Genomic DNA, 24,258 nt, shown 5'->3' on the forward strand with positions numbered 1-24,258 from the left:
ATTTTCACAGATCGGCTGTGGACTTCATAACCACCCGGTTCCCCGCCCGGTCAGCTGAGCATCGCGCGACGGGCGCTGTCCGTACGCCGTGCAGCGTTCCCGATCCATACCTCGGCGGCAAGGATCTTCGCGCCCCGCGGTCCCGCGAGGACGGGATTGAATTCCACGAGGGCAATCCCGGGGTGTTCATCCTTAAGGCGGACCAGCCGTGCGCCGAGGTCCTCAAGGGCCGCCACGTCGACCGCCGGCAGCCCCTGGTAGCCAAAAAGTTTCAGCGACGCCCGGGGCGCCCTGATGAAGTCGTGAAGATCGGCTGCGGACAAAGGGGGGACCCGATGGGCCCAATCGTCCAGCAGGTTCACGGCGTCGCCTGCCAAACCGAAGGAAACCACCGGGCCCAGGAGCGGATCTTCGATGGCGCGGAAAGTGCAGGCCTGTCCCACAGGTGCCATCGCCTGTACCTCGATGGCCGGTGACCCATAGGGTTCAAGGACCCGCCGCATCTGTTCGATGTTGCGTCGCAACGAGTCCGCGTCCTCGATGTCCAGCCGCACGCCACCTAAGTCCAGGCGGTGCCGGAGCGCAGGATCCGTGGTCTTGAGCACTACGGGCCAGCCAAGCCGTTCGGCGGCGGCCACCGCCTCGTCGTCGCTCTCGACTGCGGCTGATGGCACCACCGGGATGCCGTACCGGGATAGCAGTGCGGCGCCTTCGGCGTCGTCGAGCCGGACCAGCTGCTCCCCCGGGACGGAAGACAGGAGCCGCTCGATGTGTTCCCGCGCTCCCTCCCGGTCGCAACCCCCAGGCTCCACGAACATGCCCTGGTCCCGGTCCAGCCACTTCGCGTAACGGACTACGGCCGCCAAAGCTGCCACGGCGCTCCCGGCGCTTGAGTAGCAGGGAAGGGATGGCCCGGATTCTCCGCTTGGAGCAAGCAATCCGTCCAGCTGCACGGAACTGTCAAGGATCCCCGTGAAAGCCGCCACCACGGGCTTACCCGCCTCTGCCGCGCATTCGGAGAGGACTCCGGCGATCGCCTCCATCGTGAGGCTCCGGGACGGCACCATTGCCGCCACCACCGCGTGCACGGCGTCGTCCGCAAGATTCTGCCGGAGGCTGCGCCGCAGTCCTTCCAAGGCCACCGACATCCCCACATCCAGGTCGACGTCGGTGACGATCCTGTCGACGACCAGTCCCTGGGGGGCCGCGTTGTCGGCCACGACCTTCCCAAAGGCCGCGGAATTGCTGTAGACCGCGAGCGCGGGACCCTTGGGCAAGGGCTGGCTGGAAACGATCTGCGCCACATCCATGAGCTGCTCGATGGTTTCGACTGCGATGACCCCGGCCTGGCGCATCATCGCGTCCAGTGCCGCCGCCGGCGCCAGAGTCGTCCTGACCACGTGTCCTGGCGGAAGTCGCAACCCGGTGACATCGGACTTGGCAACGATGACGGGCTTGCTGCGCGACAAGCGGCGGGCCAGGCGGGAGAACTTGCGCGGGTTGCCGATCGACTCCAAATAGAGCCCGACGGCGGCGGTATCGGGATCGTCTTCCCAGAACTGCATGACGTCGTTGCCGGAGACATCGGCACGGTTGCCGGCGGACAAGAACGAGGAAAGGCCTAGGCCCCGGCGGCTCGCTGCGGCGTAGACGGAAACACCGATGGCGGCAGATTGCGAAAACAGTCCCAGTCCCCCGCGCCGGGGCAGGCTCGGGGCCATCGACGCATTGAGGGAGACCTCGGGATTCGTGTTCACGATCCCCAACGACTCGGGGCCAATCACGCGCATCCCATAGGACCTCGCCCGGCGCACGAGGTCCCGTTGCCTCCGCAGTCCTTTCTCGCCGTCGTCGGCATAGCCTGCAGTGGCGACCACCAGCCCTTTGACTCCCGCAGCACCGCACTCGTCCACGACTTTCGGCACTTCTTCGTAAGGCACTGCGATAATTGCAAGCTGCACCGGCCCGGGGACATCGGCGATCCGGGCGAAGGACTTCATCCCGGCCAGCTCGAACGCCTCGGGGTTGACCGCATAGACCGCGCCGGTGAAGCCTCCCTCCAGGATGTGCTCAAGCAACTGGTGCCCTACAGTCCCCCACCGGCGGCTTGCGCCCACCACCGCGATCGACGACGGCGCCAGCAAGTCCCGCACACTGCGGGCCTCGGCGCGGTGTTCCCGCGACTCCATGACTGCCAGGGATTTTTCGGTGGGGTCGATGTTGAACTCGACACTGACGACGCCGTCGTCGAATTTGCGCGCGAGCTCGTAGCCCGCGTCGGCGAAGACCCGGAGCATTTTGCGGTTCTCCGGCAGGACCTCGGCGGTGAACCGGCGGATGCCGTTTTCGCGGGCGGCCGCCGCCAGGTGTTCCAGCAGGATCGAACCGATCCCTCGGCCCTGCTGGACATCGGAGATATTGAACGCAACTTCGGCCTCGGTGGGGTCATCGAGCCGGTCGTAGCGTCCGACGCCAACGATTTCACCGCCGATGGTGATGACGAATGCCACCCGGTCTTTATGGTCCACTTCGGTGAAGCGGCGCAGTTCCTTGCTGGAAAGCCTCGATTTGAACGAGAAGAACCGCATGTAGATGGACGTCTCCGACTGCGCCGTGTGGAAAGCCTGGAGGGCGTCCGCGTCCTCGGGTGAGATGGGTCTCAAATGCGCCGTTCCGCCGTCACGAAGCACGACATCGGCCTCCCAATATTCCGGATATACGCCGGCGCCGGGCTGATCCACCATAGGCTTAGCCTAGCTAAGTCTTCCGCAGTACACGTTTAAGGATCCACCGACTCCATGGCACGCAGCCAAAGTCCCTCCCGCGCGAACGCAGCAACGGCCGCCGTCGACGGGGACTTCACAGAGAACATCATCGATATCGACGTCACTTCCGAGATGGAAGGCTCCTTCCTGGAGTACGCGTATTCGGTGATCTATTCCCGCGCGCTCCCCGATGCGCGCGACGGCCTGAAGCCGGTTCAACGGCGCATTCTGTACATGATGAGCGACATGGGCTTGCGCCCGGACCGCGGACATGTGAAGAGTGCCCGCGTAGTGGGCGAGGTCATGGGAAAGCTGCACCCCCACGGTGACGCCGCCATCTATGACGCCATGGTGCGCATGGCCCAGGACTTCTCCCTGCGCTTGCCCCTCATTGACGGGCACGGCAACTTCGGCTCGCTCGACGACGGCCCGGCCGCACCGCGTTACACCGAAGCCCGGCTCGCCGCGGCCGCCATGACGATGACCGAGCACCTCGACGAAGACGTAGTGGACTTCGTTCCCAACTACGACAACCAGCTCACCCAGCCGGACGTCCTGCCCGCCGCTTTCCCCAACTTGCTGGTCAACGGCACCACGGGCATCGCCGTCGGAATGGCCACCAACATGGCCCCCCACAACCTCGTGGAAGTCATCGCCGCCGCCCGGCACCTCATCGCCCATCCGGACGCCACCCTGGACGACGTCATGCGATTTGTGCCCGGCCCGGACTTGCCCACGGGCGGCAGGATCGTGGGTCTGGATGGAATCCGTGATGCTTACGCCACGGGGCGCGGGTCATTCAAGACCCGCGCCAAGGTGGAGATCGAGCAACTGACCGCACGCCGAACCGGCCTGGTGGTGACCGAGCTGCCCTACATGGTGGGTCCGGAGAAGGTCATCGAGAAGATCAAAGATGCGGTCAACGCCAAGAAACTGACCGGCATCAGTGATGTCATGGACCTGACTGACCGCAAGCATGGACTGCGGCTCGTGATTGAGATCAAGAACGGTTTCAACCCCAACGCCGTGCTGCAGCAGCTCTACCGGTTCACGCCAATGGAAGACTCGTTCGGCATCAACAACGTGACCCTGGTGGATGGGCAGCCGCAGACTTTGGGCTTGCTCCAGCTCCTTCAGGTGTACGTCGGCCACCGGATTTCGGTCGTGCGCCGTCGCACCGCTTTCCGCCTGGGCAAGAAGAAAGACCGCCTCCACCTGGTGGAGGGCCTCCTGGTCGCGATCGTGGACATCGACGAGGTCATTCAGATCATCCGTTCCTCGGACGAGGCCGCGGCGGCCCGCGAACGGCTCATGTCCATTTACGACTTGTCCGAGATCCAGGCCAACTACATCCTGGAACTTCGCCTGCGCCAACTGACCAAGTACTCGCGCATCGAACTCGAAAAAGAGCAGGAAGAACTGCGCCTCGAGATCGCCGAGCTTGAGGCGATCCTGGCGTCCGATGTTCTGCTGCGCGAGCTGGTGTCCGGGGAATTGGCCGAAGTGTCCGAGAAGTACGGCACGCCGCGACGCACCGTCCTTCTTGAGTCCGAGGCTGTCTCTCCCACTGTGGCCGCGGCGTTGGCCGCCGCCGTGCCGGCGGGCAAGGGCAAGGCTGCTGCGCTCCCGCTCGAAATCCCGGATGATCCCTGCTGGGCAATCCTGAGCACCTCCGGCCAGATCGCACGAACGTCCAACCAGGAACCGCTGGCGGAATCCGGTCCTCGGAGCAAGCACGACGTGTACCGCTCCGTGGTCAAGACAACCGCGCGGGGCGAAATCGGCGCGGTCACTTCGCAGGGCCGCATGCTCCGGGTACAAGTCATGGACATGCCGGCGCTACCACCGATGTCCGGGCTACCCAATCTTGCAGGTGGCGTGGCCGCGAAGGATTTCATCACCCTGCTCAAGGGCGAGACGCTTGTTGCGTTCGTACCGTTGGATGCCGTGTTGGCCATCGGAACGGTCCAAGGCGTGGTCAAGCGCGTTCAGCCGGATTACCCGCTGAACCGTGAAGACTGGGAGATCATTGCGCTCAAGGACAAGGACACCGTGGTGGGCGTCGAGCCTGCCCAAAACGACGACGTCGAACTCGTCTTCTTGACCCGGCTCGCGCAGCTTTTGCGGTTCAGCGCCTCTTCTGTTCGGCCGCAGGGCCGGACGGCCGGCGGCATGGCCGGAATCAAGCTTGCAGCCGGCGACGACGTCATCCACTTCGGCACGGTGCGCGCCGACGACCCCTCCGCCGTCGTCGTGACCATCGCGGGCAGCAACGGCGCGTTGCCGGGGACGGCTCCGGGCACAGCGAAGATCACGCCGTTCGAGGAGTATCCGGCCAAGGGCCGCGCCACGGGAGGCGTGCGGGCCCACCGCTTCCTTAAAGGCGAAGACACACTGCTGCTCGGCTGGGCAGGTCACGGCCCTGCGAAAGCAACGTCTAGCGCCGGGGTCGCGCGTGCCCTCCCGCAGGAGCACGGCCGCCGCGACGGCTCCGGTGTTCCCCTCTCCCAGCCCGTGGACGCGATTGGTGCGAGCATGACATGGCAAAACGGGAGCGGCGAGGAAAACTGACCGGACACCGCCGTTGAAGACTGGTCCGAATGCTCCCGTTACATCGTGGCGATGCTGAGGATATTTCCTTCCGAATCGAGGAACCAAGCTCCCCTTTCGCCGTCCGGCAAGGTGGCTATGCCGTTCTCGGTCTTCAGGCCAGGGAAGTCATACTCTTCGAAGACGACTCCGCGCGCCCTGAGGTCGGCCATGTCCTGGTCCAAGTCGGTGCTCTGGAATCCCAACTGGGTGTTCTTGGCGGTCCCTGCGTTGGGTGTCTCGTAGAGCAGGAATGCGGTGCCGTTGGCGCACTTGTACATCAGGTTGTCTGAGGCTTCCGGGTTGTCCGGTTCGAGGCCTAGCTTGTCGCGGTAGAAATCGCGGGCGCGAGCGATATCGCTGGCAGGGAGCACGCCGGCGACGTTTAGATCCTTAAGCATGGCAATTTCACTTTCCAGGCTTCCCCACAGCACCTAACTTTACTCCTGATAGGCCATTTGGAGGCGTGCACGGACGCCCGCATTCCGCGGTGCGGCCGGATCGCGAACGCGGGCCCTAGACTACTGCCATGCCGATCATTCCCGATGACAAGGACTGGACCTGGGTCCTGTCCAAGCCTTGCCCCGAATGCGGTTTCGACGCCGCCACCGTGACCCCCTCCACCGTGCCGGGAACGGTCCTGAACATGTTGCCGCGCTGGCGCGCCGTGCTGCGGCGCGAAGACGCCTCGGTCCGCCCGGACGACCACACGTGGTCGCCCTTGGAGTATGCCTGCCATGTGAGGGATGTCTTCGACCTCTTCGACCAGCGCCTGAACCTGATGCTGCGCGAAGACGACGCCCGTTTCGCCAACTGGGACCAGGACAAGGCTGCGATCGACGGCGACTACGCCAACGCGGATCCCGCCGAGGTGTCCGCGCAACTGGCTGCCGAGGGCGAACAGATCGCGAATTCCTTCGCCTCCGTCCAGGAAGATGAGTGGCCGCGCACGGGTGTCCGGAGCAACGGCTCCACCTTCACCGTGTTGACGTTTGCCCAGTACTTCCTGCATGACGTTGTCCATCACCTGCACGACGTCGACGGCTAGGCCCCGCCGTGACGTGGAAAGATACACGGGCCACCCGCCTCTTCAATATTGAACTGCCAATCGTCCTTGGCCCGTTCGGCGGTCTCTCATCGGTGGAGCTGTCGGCCACGGTCAGCGAGGCCGGCGGACTCGGTTCGTACGGGCTCTACGGCTACGAGCCGGAACGGATCGCCGCCACAGCCCGCGAACTCAGGGAAGCCAGCGGGAAACCATTCGCGCTGAATCTCTGGCTCCCCATCGAGGGCGAGGAACCGCCGTCTGCGGATGCTGAGCAATTCGCCGCCTACGTGGACGTCCTCCGGCCCTATTTCGAGCAGGTGGGCGTGGAGCCTCCTACGCAGCCTGAAATTTATCTCCCTGATCTGGACGGTCAGATCCAGGCGGCCATCGACGCCCAACCGGCCGTGTTGAGCTTCGTGTTCGGTGTTCCGTCCGAGTCTGTGATCGAGCAAGCCCACCGGAACGGCATTGTGGTGGTGGGTACGGCGACCACCGTGGACGAAGCCGTAGCCTTGGATGCGGGCGGAGTAGATGCCATCGTTGCCACGGGGATGGAGGCCGGCGGCCACCGGGTTTCATTCCTGCGTACTCCCGAGGACTCGCTCGTTGGAACCCTGGCCCTTGTGCCGCAGGCGGTGGATGCGGTCTCGGTTCCGGTCATCGCGGCCGGCGGTATCTCTGATGGGCGTGGGGTCGCTGCCGCCCTGGCACTCGGTGCTGATGCGGTCCAGATCGGTTCGGCTTTCCTTGCCACGCGCCAATCGGCCATCAGTCCAGCGCACCTGGCCGCGCTGCACGGACCCGACGCCGCCCACACTGTCCTGACCCGCGCCCTCAGCGGTCGTTTGGCGCGCGGCATCCCCAACCGGATCACCGCTGAGCTCGCCGACCCCGCCGTCCACGCCCCGTTCCCTATCCAGAACTGGCTGACGGGCAAGTTCCGGCCCGCTGCGGCCATCCAGGGAATCCCGGGTCTCATGTCCATGTGGGCCGGACAATCGACTCCGCTCATCCGGGAAGACGATGCGCGGAAACTCGTGGACAATATCGTGGACTCGGTGGACGCCATCTTTGGGCGGCTCGGCAGCTAGCCCTCCCCCGCTAGTTTCCGTGCACCAGCGCCGGGAGGCCCGATGGCGAGCCGAGGTCCAGCAGGGAGTCTCCGGCGCTGATATCGGCGGGGTTGTGGGTCACGAGAACTACTGTGACGTCTCCCAGTCCGCCACGAAGTTCGGCCATCATCAAACGGGCCGCATCGGCGTCGAGATGAGCCGTCGGCTCGTCCAGGAGGAGCACTGTTGCTCCGGTCAGGAGCGTGCGGGCCATGGCGAGACGCTGGCGTTCGCCGCCACTCAGGAACGAACCCGAAGGGCCTATGCGGCTATCCAGCCCGGCAGGAAGCCCCGATACCAGTCCGGATAGCCCGACGGCGCCCAGGGCCTGATGCATGTCCGTTTCGGAAGGTCTGCGGCCGGCCGGGCGGGCGAGCAGCAGGTTGCCGCGGATGGTGGAGTCGAAGAGGTGGGCCTCCTGCGGACACCACGCCGCGTTTCCGGTGACGTAGGCCGCGCCGGACGATGCCGGCAGGAAACCGAGCAGCACCGAGAGCAGTGTCGATTTGCCGGAACCGGACGGACCCGTGACGGAAAGCCACTGCCCGGGGGCAGCCTCGCCGCTCATTCCGCTGAACACCGCGGTGCCGCCGGGCCAAGACGCTTCGAGTCCGTCCAACAGCAGCCCCGGAGCACCGCCGGGGCGCTCCGGTAAGGCCAGTACACCGCCGTCGTACGCAGCTGACGTGTCAAACGCTCCCGACTCGGCGATTCGCCGCAATACCGCGGCCAAGGCGGGGGCCTGCCGTACGGCAGACACTACCGCCCCGTAAGGTTCCGCGAGCGCCAGTTGCATGAGCACGACGACGGAAAGCACGGCTGGCGCAACAGTTCCGGCTTGCACCGATGGTGCAGCGAGAATACCCGCGGCCAAGGCTCCGAGGGTGCAGGCGAGCACGGTCAATCCTTGGCCTACGCCCTCGGCCCATGCCGAACGCTGCGCCGCCGCTGTGGCTTCGTTGTCCCGCCGGGTCAGGGACGATAGCACGGCAGGGGCCACGCCGTTGGCGCTGAGTTCGGCACGGGCGTCGAGGGCGGAGGCAACGTCGCTCAGCACCAGTGAGCGCAATTGCTGCTCAGCGCGCGCGGCGTTGCGGTCGGCCAACAGGGCAAGCAGGGGGGCCAGAACAACCCCGGCCACGGCGGCCGCGATCACGGCCGGCACCGCTGCGGGCACGAGCAGTGCCGAGGCGGTCACCGCCGACGCCGCGACGGCAAGGGCCGAAAGCGGCGGAAGCACGACGCGCGGCAGCAAGTCCCGCAGCGTATCGACGTCGTCGACCACAGCCCCGAGTACGTTGCCGCCTTGCAGGAGCCGTCGGAGGGACAGTGCCCGCGCGCTGAGCGCCGCCCACAGCCCACCGCGGAGCCTTGTCATGGCGGCGAAGACGGCGTCGTGAACGAGGAGCCGTTCAGCGTAGCGGAGCACTGCGCGGCCAATGCCGAAGAACCGCACTCCCACGATGGCCCCAAGCAAGTACAGGATGGGCGGTTGCTCGCTGGCGCGGATAATGAGCCAGCCCGACAATCCGGACAGGGCCACGGCGAACAAGGCTGCGAGCGCGGCAACTAGCACGGCGCCGGCGAACTTGTAGCGAACGGGAGCGAGGATACTCGCCAGGGCCTTAAGGGTGGAGATGGCGGTGGGGGGTTCTAATCCCCCGGCCGGGCCGCCCCGAAGTTGGCTGTCCTGCTTGATCGCTGTTCCAGGTGCGGCTGCCGCGGGCTCGGGATTGGCCGTGCGGGCTTGCTGCTCTGCCGTCCCGCCGGCGAGCCGCACCACGTGGTCCGCAAGTTTCCGGGTTGCGGCATCGTGGGCCACCAGGATGACGGTCGCGGCCCCTTGCAGGCCCCGGATGGCCGCGCGGATGGCATCTGCGGAGGCGGCGTCGAGATGGGCGGTGGGTTCGTCGAGCAGGAGGACCGTGGCTCCGGCTTTGAGGCGCGCCAGGCCGCGGGCGACGGCAACGCGCCGCAATTCGCCAGGGCTGAGCTCCGCGGGGTGTTTGAGTGCGAGGTGTTCCGCGGCAGCCTTCTCCAGGCACTCCATTGCGGTCGTGCTGTGGGCCTCCGGCGTGGATTCGGAGTCGGTTGCCGGGAAGCCCCGGCTGCCGCCGTTGACGTAGAGGACGATCTCGTCCAGCACCGTTCCAGCCACCATGACGGGATGCTGCGGCACCCAGGCCACGGCACCGGCGCCCAGTCCGGCAACGGTACCGCTTACGCGCGCCTGCGGACTGTCGCCGATCGTTCCGGCCAGAACGCCCAGTACGGTGCTCTTTCCCGAACCGCTGCGGCCGTCAAGGGCTGTGATCTGCCCCGCGGGGGCGTGGAAGTCGATGGGCCCGACGGCGGCCGCGGCCCGTCCCGCATAGCTCACCGTTAGTCCGGTGACCACGACGTCGGCGAGCGGCTTGTTCGTGGCGTCCGCGCCGACGTCGTACGCCTCTGTGCTGGAAACTTCGCTCAGGGGGTGGCCCGCCGGCGACTCCAGCACGGCGTTAGCGGCAGCCAGTGCTTCGCGGCCGTCGTCGCTGGCGTGGTGGGCCGTGCCAAGCTCGCGCAGGGGAAGGTAGCAATCGGGGGCGAGGATAAGGGCCAGCAGGCCTGCTTCCAGGCCCATCTCACCTGCCACGAGTCGTACGCCGATGAAGACGGCAACCACGGCCACGGAAATGGTGGCGATGAGCTCTAAGGCGAGGGCGGACAGGAAGGCCGTCCGCAGGGTTCCCATCGTGCGGGAACGGTATTCCTCGGAGAGGTCTTCGAGCGCTGCGCGTTGTTCGCGGGCGCGGCCCAGTCCCACGAGCACCGGAAGCCCCTTGGCCAGCTCCAGGATGTGCCCCGAGAGCCTCCTCAGGGTGGATTGTGCCTCGTGGACCCTCTCCTCGGTGTGCCGGCCGATCAGCACCATGAAAAGCGGTACCAGAGGCAGGGTCAAAACCACAACCACGGCACTGACCCAGTCCGCGAAAAGGATCCGGACGCCCAGGAGCAAAGGTACCGCGGCGCAATTGACCAAGGCCGGCAGGAACTGGGTGTAGTAGTTGTCGAGCGCATCAAGTCCGCGCGTCGCGAGCACCGCCAGCGCGCCGTCGTTCACTCCGCCGACCCGTCCCGCGGCCCCGGCACCGAGGGATCGGCCCAGAAGCCTGGACCTCAGCTCTTCCTTGACCCCGAGGGCCGCCCGGCGCGCCGCGACTCCTTGGCCCCAGACCGTCAGCGACCGCAGGACCGCGCCGATGGCACCCCAGAGGAGTCCTTCCCGCCACCCCATGCCGCCCGCGGCAAGTCCGGACAGCATCCCCGCGACGGCCTGTGCAATCAGGACCAGGGACAAGGCCTTGAGCGATGACAACAAGCCAAGGGCGTACAGGGCGGATCGGGTGGCGGGTCCGGCTGGCAACTGGGGCTTCATCCGCTACTCTCTCGCGTTGTGGCGTGCGTGTTTTGCAGCCGGGCCGCCCGACGCCGCGTGACCGACCAGCACCTTGGCAGCGATGGCCGGCAGGAAACCATGTGCTGCCGGAATGTGTGCCGCGCTGACGCGCCGGCGGAACACCCAGTAGGTCCACGCCTGGTAGGCGACGACGAGGGGCAGGCCGACTGCCGCAACGATGCTCATCAGCCCCAAGGTGTAGGCGGAGGATGAGGCGTTGGAAATGGTGAGGTTGAAGGCGGGATCCAAGGTCGAAGGAATCACCACAGGGAAGGCTGCACCGAAGATGGATGCTGTGGCGCACACCAGGAACGCACCCAGGGCACCGAACGCCCTGCCCTCGGCTCCCTTGCGGGCGAGAACCCAGGCCGCTGCGGCAGCCAGGAGTCCCACGATCACGAGTGACCAGGTCCACGTCTTGCCGCTAATGAGTTGCACGGCCACCATCCATCCCAGCAACGGCAGCAATGCGACCGGCGAGAGCCGCACGAACCAGCGGCGTGCGCGGTGGCGCACCTCGCCGTCGGTCTTCAGGGCCAGGAACGCCAAAGCATGCACCAGAGCGAACGCGACGACGGCGAAGCCACCTAGCACGGCATAACCGCTGAACCAGGAAAAGGGGCCGCCCTGGCGGTCGCCGTTAGCGTTGAGCGGCAGCCCGGTAGTGGTCAGTGCCAGGGCTGCGCCGATACCGAACGCGGCCGTGAACGAACCAATGGCAATGGCCCAGTCCCAGATGGTCCGCCAGCGCGCGGTGTCCACCTTGCCCCGGTACTCGAATGCAACAGCCCGGAAGATCAAGGCCACCAGGACAAGCAGCAGTGGCAGGTAGAGGGCCGAGAACAGCGAGGCGTACCAGAGCGGGAAGGCCGCGAACGTGGCACCGGCCGCGGTCAGCAACCAGACTTCGTTTCCGTCCCATACCGGGCCGATCGTGTTCAGTAGAACCCGGCAGTCGGTGTTGTTCCTGGCGAAGAGCTTCATGAGCATTCCTACGCCTAGATCGAATCCCTCCAGGAAGAGGTAGCCGGTCCACAACACGGCGATGGCTATGAACCAGACGGTTGGCAACAGTTCCATGCGAAAGATCCCTCTGCTTCCTAGTAGGCGAATGCCAGGACGTCGTCGCTGTCGCCGGGCTGGCCCGGGGCACCCGGGGTCCCGCCGTCGTCCTTCTTTTCGTGCTTTTCGCCGTGGCGAGCCTCAGCGAGCTCCGGCATCGCGGAGGCCACGCCACCGCGGGCATATTTGACCAGCAGTCGGACTTCCACCACCAACAGGACCGCGTAGATCGAGGCCAACACCACCAATGAGGTAATGAGCTCAGCGGCGGACACTCCGGGCGAGACGGCCGCGGCCGTGAACATGAACACCTGGTCGATGCCGCTCGCGTCCGGATTGGGCGCGACGACGAATGGCTGCCGGCCCATTTCCGTGAAGATCCAGCCGGCGGCGTTGGCCCCAAAGGGAGCAAGGATCCCGAAGACTGCAAGGCGCATTATCCAACGGGATTGCGGCACCACTCCCCTGCGCGTCACCCACAAAGCAAGCAGCGCGGCAAAAGCGGCAAGCCCACCGAAGCCAATCATCATGCGGAAGCCCCAATAGGTGACTTCCATGACCGGCACGTACTGGATTTCCTGCCCTGCGCGATCGCCGTACAGGGGATCGTTGGGCAAGTGCGTGCCGTACTTGGCCTTGTACTCGTCCAGGAGGCTGTTGACGCCCTTCACCTCTGTGCTGAAGTCGCCCTTGGCCAGGAAGGAGAGAATGCCGGGAACCTCGATCACGGCCACAATGTCGTTGCAGTTCTTGGAGCCGACATTGCCGACACTCAGCACGGAGAATCCGGTGCCGTCGTGGCATGCGGCTTCAGCTGCGGCCATCTTCATGGGCTGCTGTTCGAACATCAACTTGCCCTGCAGATCGCCCGTGAAGGCGGTCCCGGCGAAGGAGATCATGGCAACGACGGCGCCGATCCGCAAGGAATTGATCCACACTTTGTAGTCTGCCTTGTCCCGTCCTGGGATGTTGGCTTCCCCGGGAATGGCGCGGCCGTCCGCATCGACGGTGTCAATGCCGTCGTGGCGGCGCCGCCAGAGGTGGTACCACGCGATGCCCAGAAGGAACGCACCGGCGACGCCCAAAGCACCGAAGAGCGTGTGCGGCACAGCCACCAAGGCGGTGTTGTTGGTGAAGACGGCCCAGGCGTCGGTCATGACGGGGCGCCCGTTGACCATCTCGATGCCGACCGGGTGCTGCATCCAGGAATTGGCGACGATGATGAAGTAGGCCGAGAAGAGCGAGCCGATCACTGCGATCCAAAGGCACGCGAGGTGGACGCCCCGCTTGAGCTGCTTCCAGCCGAAGATCCACAGCCCAAGGAAAGTCGATTCCACAAAGAACGCCAGAAGCGCTTCCAGGGCCAGGGGCGCGCCGAAGATGTCTCCAACGAAGCGGCTGTACTCACTCCAGGCCATCCCAAACTGGAACTCCTGCACAATGCCCGTGGCCACGCCCATGATGAAGTTGATGAGGAAGAGCTTGCCCCAGAACTTGGTCATCCGCAGGTATTCAACTTTTCCGGTGCGGTACCAAAGTGTCTGGATGACGCCCACAACGAGCCCCAGCCCGATGGTCAGCGGCACCATCATGAAGTGGTAGACCGTGGTGATTCCAAATTGCCAGCGTGCGATTTCCAAGGCGTCCATGGCTGTCCTTATTATCCGGCTGCCCGCGATGCGGCGTCCATTTTCTACGTTGTGTAGAAACTTCTTCTTCTACGCAGTGTAGAACAAATCCGTCCGATGTGGTCACCACTCTTCCAGCGGCGTAACAGTGCCGCAAGGACACGCCGCGCCGCATGTTCTACTTCACGTAGAATCGCGCTCCAAAAAGCGGTAGATTGATGGTGGAATGTTGGATCATCGCACTCCCCGGGCCTTATCGCGGCGGGGAACTGCGGAAAGTAGGGATGCATTGATGGCAAGTCTTGGTGAACTGGAACGGGCGGTCATGGATCTGCTCTGGGCAGGCCAGGGGGCTGCGACAGCCAACAAACTTCGTGACCTGCTGGCGCAGGACTCCGCAGCCGCCGATGGCATCGCAGGGCACCAGGGCAAGGACCTCGCCGTCACCACAGTGTTGACGGTCTTGTCCCGCCTTGAGAAAAAGGGTCTTGTGGAGCGCGAACGGGGTACCCGTCCGCACCGCTACCAGGCCGTGTCGAGCCGCGCTGACCACACGGCAGACCTCATGCATGAGGCACTGGGGTCGGCCCCGGACCGCGAAGCCGTGCTGGCCCGGTTCATTGGTTCCGTAAGCGAAAGTGAAGCTGCCACGCTGCGCAAACTGCTCGGCAAAAACTAAGCACCCATGTTCTGGACCTCATATTTTCTGGCGGTCCTTGCTTTGGTGCTGGCGTGGCCGGTTCCGGTTCTCTTGTCGCGCGCCGAGTGGCCGGCGCGCGCGCCTTTCATGGCCATGGTCCTCTGGCAGGCAATCGCACTTGCCGGTGGCCTCTCCATGATCGGGGCCATGCTCGTCTACGGACTTGAGCCCATCGGCGACAACCTCATTGCCGGGCTGCGTTCGTTGACCGGCATGGTGCTTCACAACGAGCCCACTACGGCGCTGGGCTTCTGGCATTTGTTCGCGCTGTCCGCAGCGGCGCTGCTGAGCGCCCATCTGGTGTTTACCTTGCTGCTGACCTACGTCAAGATTGAGCGGCAGCGGCGGCGGCACCGTGAACTCCTCGCGCTTCTGGCCTCACCCTCCGACGACGGTCCGGGCACCGTGGTCATCAACCATGACTCACCCGTTGCCTACTGCCTTCCCGGCGGAGCAAGGTCCGTGACCGTGCTGTCCGATGGCCTGATGGCCGCACTGGAACCTGCTGAGCTCAGGGCCGTCCTGATCCACGAGAACGCGCATCTCTCACAGCGCCACGACCTCCTCTTGTGGGCCTTCGCCGCGTGGCGCCAGGCGCTGCCCTGGTTCCCCACCACTCGGCTCGCCCAGGTGGCGGTCAACTCCCTGATCGAGATGCTCGCCGATGACGTAGCGCTGCGCACCGAGAGCAAGGGAACCCTCATCAAGGCGATCGCGATCGTGGCCAGCGGTTCCGCCCGTCCCGCTGAGCGGGTCTCGCTGCCCGGAACAAGCGCCCAGGACTCTTCCCCTGAAAGCAGCACGTTGAGCGGCACCGGCGGCGCCGATTCACCGCGTACGACGGCGTCGCGCGTCAGCCGGCTTCTTTCACCAAAGCCTCCGCTTCCGGCAGGGCTTCGCGCCTTGGTCCTCGCGGCGTCGGCCATGTTGCTTGCCGTGCCGACAGGCCTGCTGATCGTGCCGGGCCTGCTGGGCTGAACTGGACCTGCCGCACAGCGTGCGGCTAATCAGGCGTCGATGCGTTCCCGGTCCAGGTCTGCGGCGCCCGCAATGATGAAGTCCTTGCGCGGGGCGACGTCCGAACCCATCAACAGGTCAAAGGTGTCCTCCGCCATCTTGGCATTCTCAATCCCCACCTTGCGGAGAGTGCGGTGGCGCGGATCCATAGTGGTCTCGGCGAGCTGCTCGGCATCCATCTCGCCCAGGCCCTTGTAGCGCTGGATCGGTTCCTTGTAGCGCTTGCCTTCCTTGGCGAGCCTTGCCAGCAGGACGTGCAGTTCGGCCTCCGAGTACGTGTAGATCATCTCGTTGGCCTTCTGGCCCGCGTTGATGACCTCCACCCGGTGCAGCGGCGGTACTGCCGCGTACACCCGGCCCTCGTCGATCATCGGGCGCATGTACCGGAAGAACAAGGTGAGCAGCAGCGTGCGGATGTGGGCGCCGTCGACGTCTGCATCGGTCATCAGGATCACCTTGCCGTACCGGGCGGCGTCGATGTCGAAGCTCCTGCCCGACCCTGCACCGACTACCTGGATGAGGGCGGCGCACTCTGCGTTGGAGAGCATGTCCCCCACCGAGGCTTTCTGCACGTTCAGGATCTTTCCACGGATGGGCAAGAGCGCCTGGAAGTCCGAGGACCGTGCAAGCTTGGCGGTGCCAAGGGCGGAGTCACCTTCCACGATGAACAACTCGGAGCGTCCGACGTCGTCCGTGCGGCAATCAGCCAGCTTGGTTGGCATCGACGACGTTTCCAATGCATTCTTCCGGCGCTGCGTTTCCTTGTGGACCCGGGCCGAGATGCGGGACTTCATCTCGCTGACGATTTTCTCGAGCAGCAAGGTGGACTGGGCTTTGTCATTGCGGTTCGCCGAGTTCAGGCGTGCCGTGATCTCGTCTTCCACCACTTTGGAAACGATCGCCCTGACCGCCGATGTGCCCAGGATTTCCTTGGTCTGGCCCTCGAACTGCGGCTCTGCCAGGCGGACAGTCAGCACTGCCGTCAGGCCTGCCAGCACGTCGTCCTTCTCGATCTTGTCGTTGCCCGCTTTGAGTTTGCGTGAGTTCGTTTCCACGGCCTTGCGGAAGGTCTTCAGGAGTGCCTGCTCAAAGCCGGCCTGGTGTGTTCCGCCTTTGGGCGTGGCGATGATGTTGACGAAGCTCCGCATGGTGGTCTCGTAGCCGATCCCCCAACGCAGCGCGACGTCAACTTCACAATCGCGCTCCACTTCGGCGATCTTGCTGTGCCCATTCTCGTCAAGGACCGGAACGGTTTCCTTGAACTTGCCCGCACCATGGAGCCGCCAAATGTCAGTGACACCCGAATCTGCCGCGAGGAAGTCGACAAACTCGGAAATGCCGCCGTCGTGGTGGAAGACCTCTTCGTGCGGACCGTCCGCACCGGGCGTGCCGGGGAGTCGGCGCTCATCGCGCACGGTGAGCTTGAGGCCCGGAACCAGGAAGGAGGTTTGGCGGGCGCGGGCAGCGAGGTCCTCGTGCGAGAACTTCGCGTCCGGGGTGAAGATCTGACGGTCCGCCCAGTAACGGATGCGGGTGCCGGTGACACCTCGTTTGGCTTTGCCGACGACGTCGAGCACTGAATCTTCGACGAACGGTTCAAAGACCGACGTCGGGCTGGGCTTGGAACCGGTGTCCTTGAACCGCCCGGGTTCCCCCCGGCGGAAGGACATCTGGTAGGTCTTGCCGCCGCGGTCCACCTGTACGTCAAGACGGGCAGAGAGCGCATTCACAACGGATGCCCCAACGCCGTGCAAACCACCCGAAGCCGTGTAGGAGCCGCCACCGAACTTTCCGCCGGCGTGCAGTTTGGTGAAGACGACCTCGACGCCGGTCAGCCCGGTTTTGGGTTCCAAGTCAACGGGGATGCCGCGGCCGTCGTCGTGGATTTCCACCGAATTGTCAGCGTGCAGGATGATTTGGATGTCGTGACCGAAGCCCGCCAGCGCTTCGTCGACTGAGTTGTCGATAATCTCCCACAGGCAATGCATGAGGCCACGGGAGTCGGTGGAGCCGATATACATGCCCGGACGCTTGCGGACCGCTTCGAGGCCTTCCAGGACTGAAAGGTGCCGGGCGTTGTATTCAGAACTCGGTGCCACGGGCGGGGCGCTCCTTCGGGGTGTAACAGACGCAAATTAAGGCTTCTCCTAGGCTAGTCGCCTCGGAGCCAAGACGAGTGCTGCCACTCCCAATCGTGCCGGACGCCACTTCCCAGTGTTACGCACATGTGATACGCGGACAGCGAACGTGACCCATCCTTGCCATGGTTTCGCTTCGAATGCTGGTTATATGGATACACAGAACTACTAAGGAGGCCGAACATGACAACAGCAGTTGCAGACCGCACACTCAATGCACTCGACCGGTGCGACCGTTGCGGGGCCCAGGCATATGTCCGCGTTGTACTCGAGTCCTCCGGCGGTGAGCTGCTCTTCTGCGGCCACCACGCACGTGCAATAGAGGCCACGCTGCGGCCGATGACCTCGGACTGGCATGACGAAACGGGTCGCCTTCAGGAGAAGGAACCCGTCCTGGCCGACTAGCCATCCATGGCCGGCCACTGGCCCGCCCGGTTGACAAAATTTCACAGAGATAGCGAGGCCCCTCCGGATGGAGGGGCCTCGCTGCGTTAACCTCGCTGCGTTAACCTTGCTGCGTTAACTCAGTGGCGGCATAGAGGAAGCGCCGCTTAACAGGGAAGCTGTCTCCATGCCCTACGCGGAGCCGGCGTCCGGGCGCGATCTTTCCTGTCTGGCTCGCGCTACGTCGGCGGAGGCCTCTGCTTGCCCGCATGCCTCAAGGCCGGCAATCACGCCATCAATGTCCGTGTCAGGTCGGTTTTGGCTGAGTTTGGTTTTTGCTTCGATCCTCGTGATCAATAATTCGACGCCAACGATGGCCCGCAACTGACCTGCGACGTAACGCTCCGGCGCATCGTCCACGGACCACGGTCGCTCAAAGGGGGCTTCGTTGCGCTTGGTCAGCCGCCGCACCTGGTTGCCGAGCCAGGCCACGTCGTCATGGACGGCGAGCGTTCCGTAGACGTGGGCTGTTGAGTAGTTCCACGTCGGGACGACACGTCCGTGTTCGGCCTTCGAGGCGTACCACGAAGGCGAGACATAGGCATCCGCACCCTGGATGATGACAAGTGATTCTCCGATCGCCGGCTCGGACCATTGCGTGTTGGTTCGGGCGAGGTGTCCGTGCAACGCGCCGTGTTCGCCGATCGAAGGATCGTAGACGAAGGGCACGAAACTGGCGAGCAGGCCTCGCTGGGTCATGGTGACCAAGTTTGCAGCGCCCGGCCGCATGAGGAGGTCATGTATGGCGTCGGCGCCGGCTTGAAAGTGCGCTGGAATGTACATGGGTTTCTTCTTCTCCGGGGTAGGGGGATCTTGGTGTCCGTTGGTCGTTAGCGATTCTGGTTCGCAGGTTGCGGATTGAGTCGGACGCGGACAGCGACGCCGGCGCAAAGGATGACGGCGATTCCACCGACGATTGTGGTCCAGCCCAGGGTTTCGCCGAGCAGCAGTCCGGCCCAGCAGATGCTCAGCACGGGCTGGACGAGTTGTATCTGGCTGACCTTGGCCATGGGTCCAATGGCGAGCCCCCGGTACCAGGCGAAGAAACCGAGAAACATGCTAGCGATTCCGAGGTATGCAAAAGCAGCCCACTGAACCGGTGAAGCTGACGGTGGCTGCTGGGCCATGGAGAGCGCCGACAGGCCGGCCATCAACGGCAATGCCAGCACGAGCGCCCAGGATACGGTCTGCCATGCGCCGAGTTCGCGTGCGAGCAGGCCTCCTTCGGCGTAACCGATAGCTGCGGCAATGACGGCACCGAGGAGCAGCAAGTCCGCCCAGTTCAGTAGCCCGAGGCCGCCGGACTGCGCTGGGTGACCTGCCTGCGATAGGGCGAATGCAATGGCCGCAATGGCTCCCACGGCCGTGACCAGCCAGAAAGCGATTGGCGGTTGCTCACGTCCGCGCAGCACTGCCGCGGTTGCCGTCGCGGCCGGTAACAGAGCGATGACGACGGCACCGTGACTGGCCGGCGTCGTCATGAGGGCGAATGAAGTGAGTAACGGGAAGCCGACAACAATCCCGGCAGCGACCACCGCGAGACGCACCCATTGTTTGCCCCGAGGAAGTCGCTGCTCGGTGAGCGAAAGGGCACACGTCGCGAGAATCCCTGCGACGACGGCACGACCCGAGCCGATGAACAGGGGCGACAGGCCACCAACCGCTACTCGGGTGAAGGGAACAGTGAACGAGAACGCCGCTACTCCCAGAAGGCCCCACCAAAGACCCTTGGCGGAACGTGGCGGTATCACTGGGCGAATAAGTGTAGTAGCGCTACTATTGTCTCTCATGAACAACGATAGCAGTTCCCGGATTGCGACACGACTGCGCGAATGGATCGCAGGGGCGGCGCCGGGATCCCGGCTTCCGTCCACGCGGTCGCTGGTTGCCGAGTACCAGGCCAGCCCCGTGACGGTGCAGAAGGCCCTGCAAGCGCTCACTTCCCAGGGCTTGATTGAGAGCAGGCCAGGCGTCGGGACCTTTGTGCGGGCCGTCCGGACTGCGCGGCCTTCGGATTACGGCTGGCAGACTGCGGCGCTGCGCGCACCGCAGGCACCTCCCCGCTCGGCCTCCTCAACGATGCGCAGCACTTCGAACGACGTCATTGCTTTCCACTCCGGCTACCCGGACCGTGAACTCCTGCCGGAGCGCCTTGTGCGGGCCGCGCTCGCCCGGGCTGCCCGGGGGGACGCGGCGTTGTCTCGACCGCCCGCGGCGGGGCTTCCCGAGTTGCAGTCCTGGTTCGCGCACGAACTAGGCTCCGCGACTCCGGCAGGGCTCACCCCGCCAACGCCGAGCGACGTCATCGTGCTGCCAGGAAGCCAAGGCGGTCTCAGCTCGATATTTAGTGCGTTGGTGGGCCACGGGCAACCACTGCTCATGGAATCCCCGAGCTATTGGGGAGCCATTCTGGCCGCGACGCAAGCGGGAGTCCGCATAGTTCCGGTGCCCAGCGGGCCCGATGGGCCCGACCCGGAAGAATTGGCCAGGGCCTTTGAGGAGACCGGCGCACGTCTGTTCTACGCACAACCGAATTACGCGAACCCCACCGGAGCGCAATGGCCCGCCCGACGAGGCGAGCAGGTTCTGGACGTGGTGCGCGCGAACGGCGCGTTCCTGGTGGAGGACGACTGGGCGCACGATTTCGGCATCACTTCGGCTCCCATGCCCATCGCCGCACATGACGATTCCGGGCATGTCGTCTATCTGCGCTCCCTCACGAAAAGCGTTTCCCCGGCCATCCGCGTTGCTGCCGTCATCGCCCGCGGCCCGGCCCGCGAACGCATCCTTGCAGACCGGGCCGCAGAGTCGATGTATGTCAGCGGGTTGCTCCAGGCTGCAGCACTCGATGTCGTCACACAGCCGGCCTGGCAGACGCATTTACGCAGCCTTCGCCATCAGCTTCAATCCCGCCGCGACCTTCTGATCACGAGCCTGCGCGAACACGCCCCGCAGGCCCACATCAGCCAGATCCCCAAGGGCGGGCTGAACCTCTGGGCACGCCTGCCCGACGGGACCGACCTCGAAAAGCTGACCTTGGATTGCGAGAGTGCCGGCGTGATGATCGCCGTCGGCAACGAGTGGTTCCCGGCTGAACCGACAGGTCCGTTCATCCGGCTCAACTATGCCGGCCCCAACCCGTCCGCCTTCCCGGAAGGCGCAAGGATCCTCGGCCAAGCGCTCGAACGAAACAAACGTTAGGAACAAGAAAATGGACCCCCGGAAGATCTTCCGGGGGTCCATTTTCGTGAAAGCCTTGCGCCGCTTAGGGCAGGGCGTCCGTTGCTTTAGTCGAGGTAGTCCCGCAGAACCTGCGACCGTGAGGGGTGGCGCAGCTTGGACATCGTCTTGGATTCGATCTGACGGATGCGTTCACGGGTGACTCCATAGACCTTGCCGATTTCGTCTAAAGTCTTCGGCTGGCCGTCGGTGAGACCGAACCGCATGGCTACCACGCCTGCTTCACGCTCGGACAGGGTATCGAGTACCGAGTGCAACTGCTCCTGGAGCAGGGTGAAGCTCACGGCATCCGCCGGTACCACGGCTTCCGAGTCCTCGATGAGGTCGCCGAACTCTGAGTCACCGTCCTCGCCAAGCGGGGTGTGCAACGAGATGGGCTCGCGGCCGTACTTCTGGACCTCGACGACCTTCTCGGGGGTCATGTCCAGTTCGAGGGCCAGTTCTTCAGGCGTGGGTTCGCGCCCGAGATCCTGCAGCATTTGGCGCTGGACGCGTGCCAGCTTGTTGATGACTTCCACCATGTGCACCGGGATGCGGATGGTGCGGGCCTGGTCAGCCATGGCGCGGGTGATGGCCTGGCGGATCCACCAGGTGGCGTAGGTGGAGAACTTGAAGCCCTTGGTGTAGTCGAACTTCTCCACTGCACGAATCAGGCCCAGGTTTCCTTCCTGGATGAGGTCCAGGAACAGCATCCCGCGGCCCGTGTAGCGCTTGGCAAGGGAGACCACAAGGCGCAGGTTGGCTTCGAGGAGGTGGTTCTTTGCGCGCTTGCCGTCGTGGATGATGAACTCAAGCTCACGCTTGAGCTTCGGGTCCATGGAACCGTCGTCAGCGTTGATCTTCTCCTCTGCGAAGAGGCCGGCTTCAATGCGGAGCGCAAGGTCAACTTCCTGCTCCGCATTCAGGAGGGCGACCTTACCGATCTGCTTCAGGTAATCCTTGACGGGGTCGGCGGTTGCTCCGGCAGACATAACCTGCTGCACAGGAGCGTCGTCGTCATCGGCATCCGAGTAGACAAAACCCGAACCTGTCGGGGCAGGTTTCTTGCCCTCTTCGCCTTCTTCGACTTCCTCGGTGAGCTCTGCTTCATCGGGAACGACGGCGTCAAAATCCTCGGCTTCTTCGGAGTCCTCGTCGGCGCCGGCGGACTTGTTGGCTGCTTCGGCAGCGGCCTTGGCGCCGGGCTTGGGCCCGCGCTTCTTGGGTGCCGGCTTCTCTGCACCTGCAGTTGAAGCATTGGCAGCACGCGTTGCCGCACGCTTCGCAACTGTAGCCGCCTTCTTTTCTTCGGCGGACAGTTCGGCCTGGGCGGCGGGTTCCTTCTCGGCGGAAGACGGGGTCACAGAAAACCTTTCTAGCGGCGGTCTGTGGAATCACCATGGGGGCAACACCACTATGACCCTGTCAAGTCCGCGATGAATATCAAGTGCCATCGCCGACCGCAGAGTCTTTAGGTAGAACTCCCGACGACGCCTAAATGTTCCCTAGGTTCAGGGACATTCGGGGCACTTGAAACACGGACCCAACCGGGTCTCGGCAACCATTGTCTCACGGTTTTGGATTCCGGGGGTCGACATGGGCTTCCTTGCGGACAATTACGCGTCGGCGGATTTCCCGCGGTGACACGCCCCGGAGTCTTCAGGTCGGATGCCGGTCTTCACGTCGGGCCCCTTCTTCAGGTCGGGTCTGCCTTCACGCCGCGTCTTTGCATCATGGCTTCTCGTCACGCCGCCGCCCCGCCGAACTTCCGCCACGCGGAGGTCCTGCTTTTCGCCCAGCCGCACACTGTGCCGCGCTGCACCACCTCCGAAAGTAGTTCCGCGAGTCGATAGCCCTGTTGTTCGGCGTCCGCTCTGGAAAAGAACTCGTCGGCGAATGAACCGCTCCCCTGACACCATTGAATCCACCCCCGGATCGTGAGCGCGGCAGCGCGTCCCTCGCCACCGCCGCGCCGCGAGAGCCTCGCCAAAACCAGGTCCAAGGCGGTCAGCCGTTCCCAGTCCGGGTTATCCGGGTAGAGTCCCAGCAACACGTCTCCGTACCGCAAGGCGTTAATATCGGCAGCCGCGGTCCTCGGAGGCTTCCCTCCTGATGCCCCGTGACCCTTCCCTGCAGCCGGCGACGTCCCTGCTGCCTGCGAGAGGGGACGAAGTCCAGGCGGAATGAGCAAGGCCTCTTCGTCATCGCTCTCGGGAGAAAAGAAGCGGAAGGCCTCCGCACCGCCGCGGGCGACGCCTCTCCCGGCAGCTGCCAGGACCACTACGGCGTCGCGCCACGCCGGGACCCGCAGGCTCGCCCGGAGGAACGCCGCTGCCTCAAGGTCGATTTCTTCGGGAAGACCGGAGTCGAGGACACGTGTCCACACATCCAGCATTTCTTCGAAGGTCTTTTTGCTTTTCCACCTTCGAAGCATCTCCTCAAGGGTGGCGGCTTCCGCACTCAGGAACTCCGGATCAACGGCCGGTTGGTCCTCCGGCCGCAGCAACCGTGGTGACTCCTTGACGCTACTCCCCCTGAAAACCATTTCGGCGTTGAGCCGGCTGTCGAGGATCTGGTCCACGGGACGGCCAGGGATGGGGCAGCACGCGACGTCGGTGCAGAACGCGCTGCGCCAGTAGTCAGAACCAATAAACCAGGCGTCCCGGAGCGCTAGGCCGCGGCGGGCCAGCACGAGTTCCAGTGCCTCCAGCAGCGGAACGTTGCCCCTCACAACGCCTCCATCTTCCCAGCCATCGTCACTGAAAACTGCCAAGAGTGCTCCGTCGGCGTCATGGTCCGCGTCCAAATATTCGGCGATCCTCCGTGAGTACACCGCGAGCACCCTTTCGGATCTGTCAGGCGGAAGGTCCACTCGCAGGGTGGCGCCTAGCGTCTGGCCGCGCAAAGTGATGGCCACGAGACTCTCCTTTGGCCGGTGGCCCAAGGCATGGGGAATGAAGCCCAGAATGTCCTCGGGCAGGGAGATGGTTACACGGTTGTCTGCTGTCATGAATCCAGCATCGGCAGCAACAGGCGTCGACGGCAGGCCTCATTTGCCATATGTGGACAAAAGGTCCCAGTGACTGCCTGTGGAGGA

General features: G+C 64.5%; 17 protein-coding genes. 7 read left to right on the forward strand and 10 right to left on the reverse strand.

The features are described 5' to 3' along the window. Positions 1–50: 50 nt before the first annotated feature. Entirely contained in the window at positions 51–2,744 is a 2,694-nt protein-coding gene (locus tag OW521_RS02930; protein WP_268022795.1) for a bifunctional acetate--CoA ligase family protein/GNAT family N-acetyltransferase, read from the reverse strand. A 54-nt stretch (positions 2,745–2,798) separates the two neighbouring features. Between OW521_RS02930 and OW521_RS02935 the strand changes: the two genes are divergently transcribed. Continuing rightward, positions 2,799–5,336 (forward strand): DNA gyrase/topoisomerase IV subunit A, encoded by a 2,538-nt coding sequence (locus tag OW521_RS02935; protein WP_268022797.1) that lies wholly within the window; start codon positions 2,799–2,801, stop codon positions 5,334–5,336. Positions 5,337–5,374: 38 nt separating this feature from the next. Here the strand turns inward: OW521_RS02935 and OW521_RS02940 are convergent, their stop codons facing one another. Continuing rightward, positions 5,375–5,755, reverse strand: a complete 381-nt coding sequence (locus OW521_RS02940) for a VOC family protein (RefSeq protein ID WP_268022799.1) — start codon at positions 5,753–5,755, stop codon at positions 5,375–5,377. Positions 5,756–5,883: 128 nt separating this feature from the next. On the opposite strand from OW521_RS02940, the gene OW521_RS02945 reads away from it, so the two are divergent. After that, positions 5,884–6,402 (forward strand): DinB family protein, encoded by a 519-nt coding sequence (locus OW521_RS02945; RefSeq protein ID WP_268022801.1) that lies wholly within the window; start codon positions 5,884–5,886, stop codon positions 6,400–6,402. Between the two features lie 8 nt (positions 6,403–6,410). Next, positions 6,411–7,493, forward strand: a complete 1,083-nt coding sequence (locus OW521_RS02950) for an NAD(P)H-dependent flavin oxidoreductase (protein WP_268022803.1) — start codon at positions 6,411–6,413, stop codon at positions 7,491–7,493. Positions 7,494–7,503: 10 nt separating this feature from the next. Here OW521_RS02950 and cydD read toward each other — a convergent pair whose 3' ends face one another. From cydD to OW521_RS02965, 3 genes are read right to left on the reverse strand one after another with little or no spacing between them, the layout of a single operon-like run. Continuing rightward, the gene (gene cydD, locus OW521_RS02955) at positions 7,504–10,932 is read right to left on the reverse strand and encodes a thiol reductant ABC exporter subunit CydD (RefSeq protein WP_268022805.1); all 3,429 of its coding nucleotides are present in this window, start codon (positions 10,930–10,932) and stop codon (positions 7,504–7,506) included. Positions 10,933–10,935: 3 nt separating this feature from the next. Then, the gene (cydB, locus tag OW521_RS02960) at positions 10,936–12,033 is read right to left on the reverse strand and encodes a cytochrome d ubiquinol oxidase subunit II (protein WP_268022807.1); all 1,098 of its coding nucleotides are present in this window, start codon (positions 12,031–12,033) and stop codon (positions 10,936–10,938) included. A 20-nt stretch (positions 12,034–12,053) separates the two neighbouring features. After that, positions 12,054–13,664: a cytochrome ubiquinol oxidase subunit I gene (locus OW521_RS02965; protein ID WP_268022809.1), complete on the reverse strand. Its 1,611-nt coding sequence runs from the start codon at positions 13,662–13,664 to the stop codon at positions 12,054–12,056. A gap of 271 nt (positions 13,665–13,935) precedes the next feature. Here OW521_RS02965 and OW521_RS02970 point away from each other — a divergent pair, with 271 nt between their 5' ends. Beyond that, positions 13,936–14,322: a BlaI/MecI/CopY family transcriptional regulator gene (locus tag OW521_RS02970; protein WP_268022811.1), complete on the forward strand. Its 387-nt coding sequence runs from the start codon at positions 13,936–13,938 to the stop codon at positions 14,320–14,322. 6 nt (positions 14,323–14,328) lie between these two features. Then, positions 14,329–15,321, forward strand: a complete 993-nt coding sequence (locus OW521_RS02975) for a M56 family metallopeptidase (protein WP_268022813.1) — start codon at positions 14,329–14,331, stop codon at positions 15,319–15,321. 29 nt (positions 15,322–15,350) lie between these two features. On the opposite strand, the gene OW521_RS02980 is transcribed toward OW521_RS02975, so the two are convergent. Then, entirely contained in the window at positions 15,351–17,459 is a 2,109-nt protein-coding gene (locus OW521_RS02980) for a DNA gyrase/topoisomerase IV subunit B (protein WP_268022815.1), read from the reverse strand. 222 nt (positions 17,460–17,681) lie between these two features. Between OW521_RS02980 and OW521_RS02985 the strand changes: the two genes are divergently transcribed. Beyond that, entirely contained in the window at positions 17,682–17,903 is a 222-nt protein-coding gene (locus tag OW521_RS02985) for a DUF7455 domain-containing protein (RefSeq protein ID WP_265978992.1), read from the forward strand. Between the two features lie 171 nt (positions 17,904–18,074). On the opposite strand, the gene OW521_RS02990 is transcribed toward OW521_RS02985, so the two are convergent. Both OW521_RS02990 and OW521_RS02995 read right to left on the reverse strand, forming a co-directional pair. Next, on the reverse strand, positions 18,075–18,725 hold the full coding sequence (locus OW521_RS02990; protein WP_268022817.1) for an FMN-binding negative transcriptional regulator: 651 nt from the start codon (positions 18,723–18,725) through the stop codon (positions 18,075–18,077). A gap of 47 nt (positions 18,726–18,772) precedes the next feature. Continuing rightward, the gene (locus tag OW521_RS02995) at positions 18,773–19,732 is read right to left on the reverse strand and encodes a DMT family transporter (protein ID WP_268022819.1); all 960 of its coding nucleotides are present in this window, start codon (positions 19,730–19,732) and stop codon (positions 18,773–18,775) included. On the opposite strand from OW521_RS02995, the gene OW521_RS03000 reads away from it, so the two are divergent. Next, positions 19,731–21,143, forward strand: coding sequence for an aminotransferase-like domain-containing protein (locus OW521_RS03000; protein ID WP_268022821.1), 1,413 nt, complete (start codon positions 19,731–19,733; stop codon positions 21,141–21,143). The genes OW521_RS02995 and OW521_RS03000 overlap by 2 nt on opposite strands. Before the next feature lie 86 nt (positions 21,144–21,229). Here OW521_RS03000 and OW521_RS03005 read toward each other — a convergent pair whose 3' ends face one another. Continuing rightward, entirely contained in the window at positions 21,230–22,525 is a 1,296-nt protein-coding gene (locus tag OW521_RS03005) for an RNA polymerase sigma factor (RefSeq protein ID WP_268022823.1), read from the reverse strand. 380 nt (positions 22,526–22,905) lie between these two features. Beyond that, on the reverse strand, positions 22,906–24,171 hold the full coding sequence (locus tag OW521_RS03010) for a DUF4192 domain-containing protein (protein WP_268022825.1): 1,266 nt from the start codon (positions 24,169–24,171) through the stop codon (positions 22,906–22,908). Positions 24,172–24,258: the final 87 nt, after the last annotated feature.

This window comes from Arthrobacter sp. MMS18-M83, from assembly GCF_026683955.1.
Classification (GTDB): Bacteria; Actinomycetota; Actinomycetes; order Actinomycetales; family Micrococcaceae; genus Arthrobacter.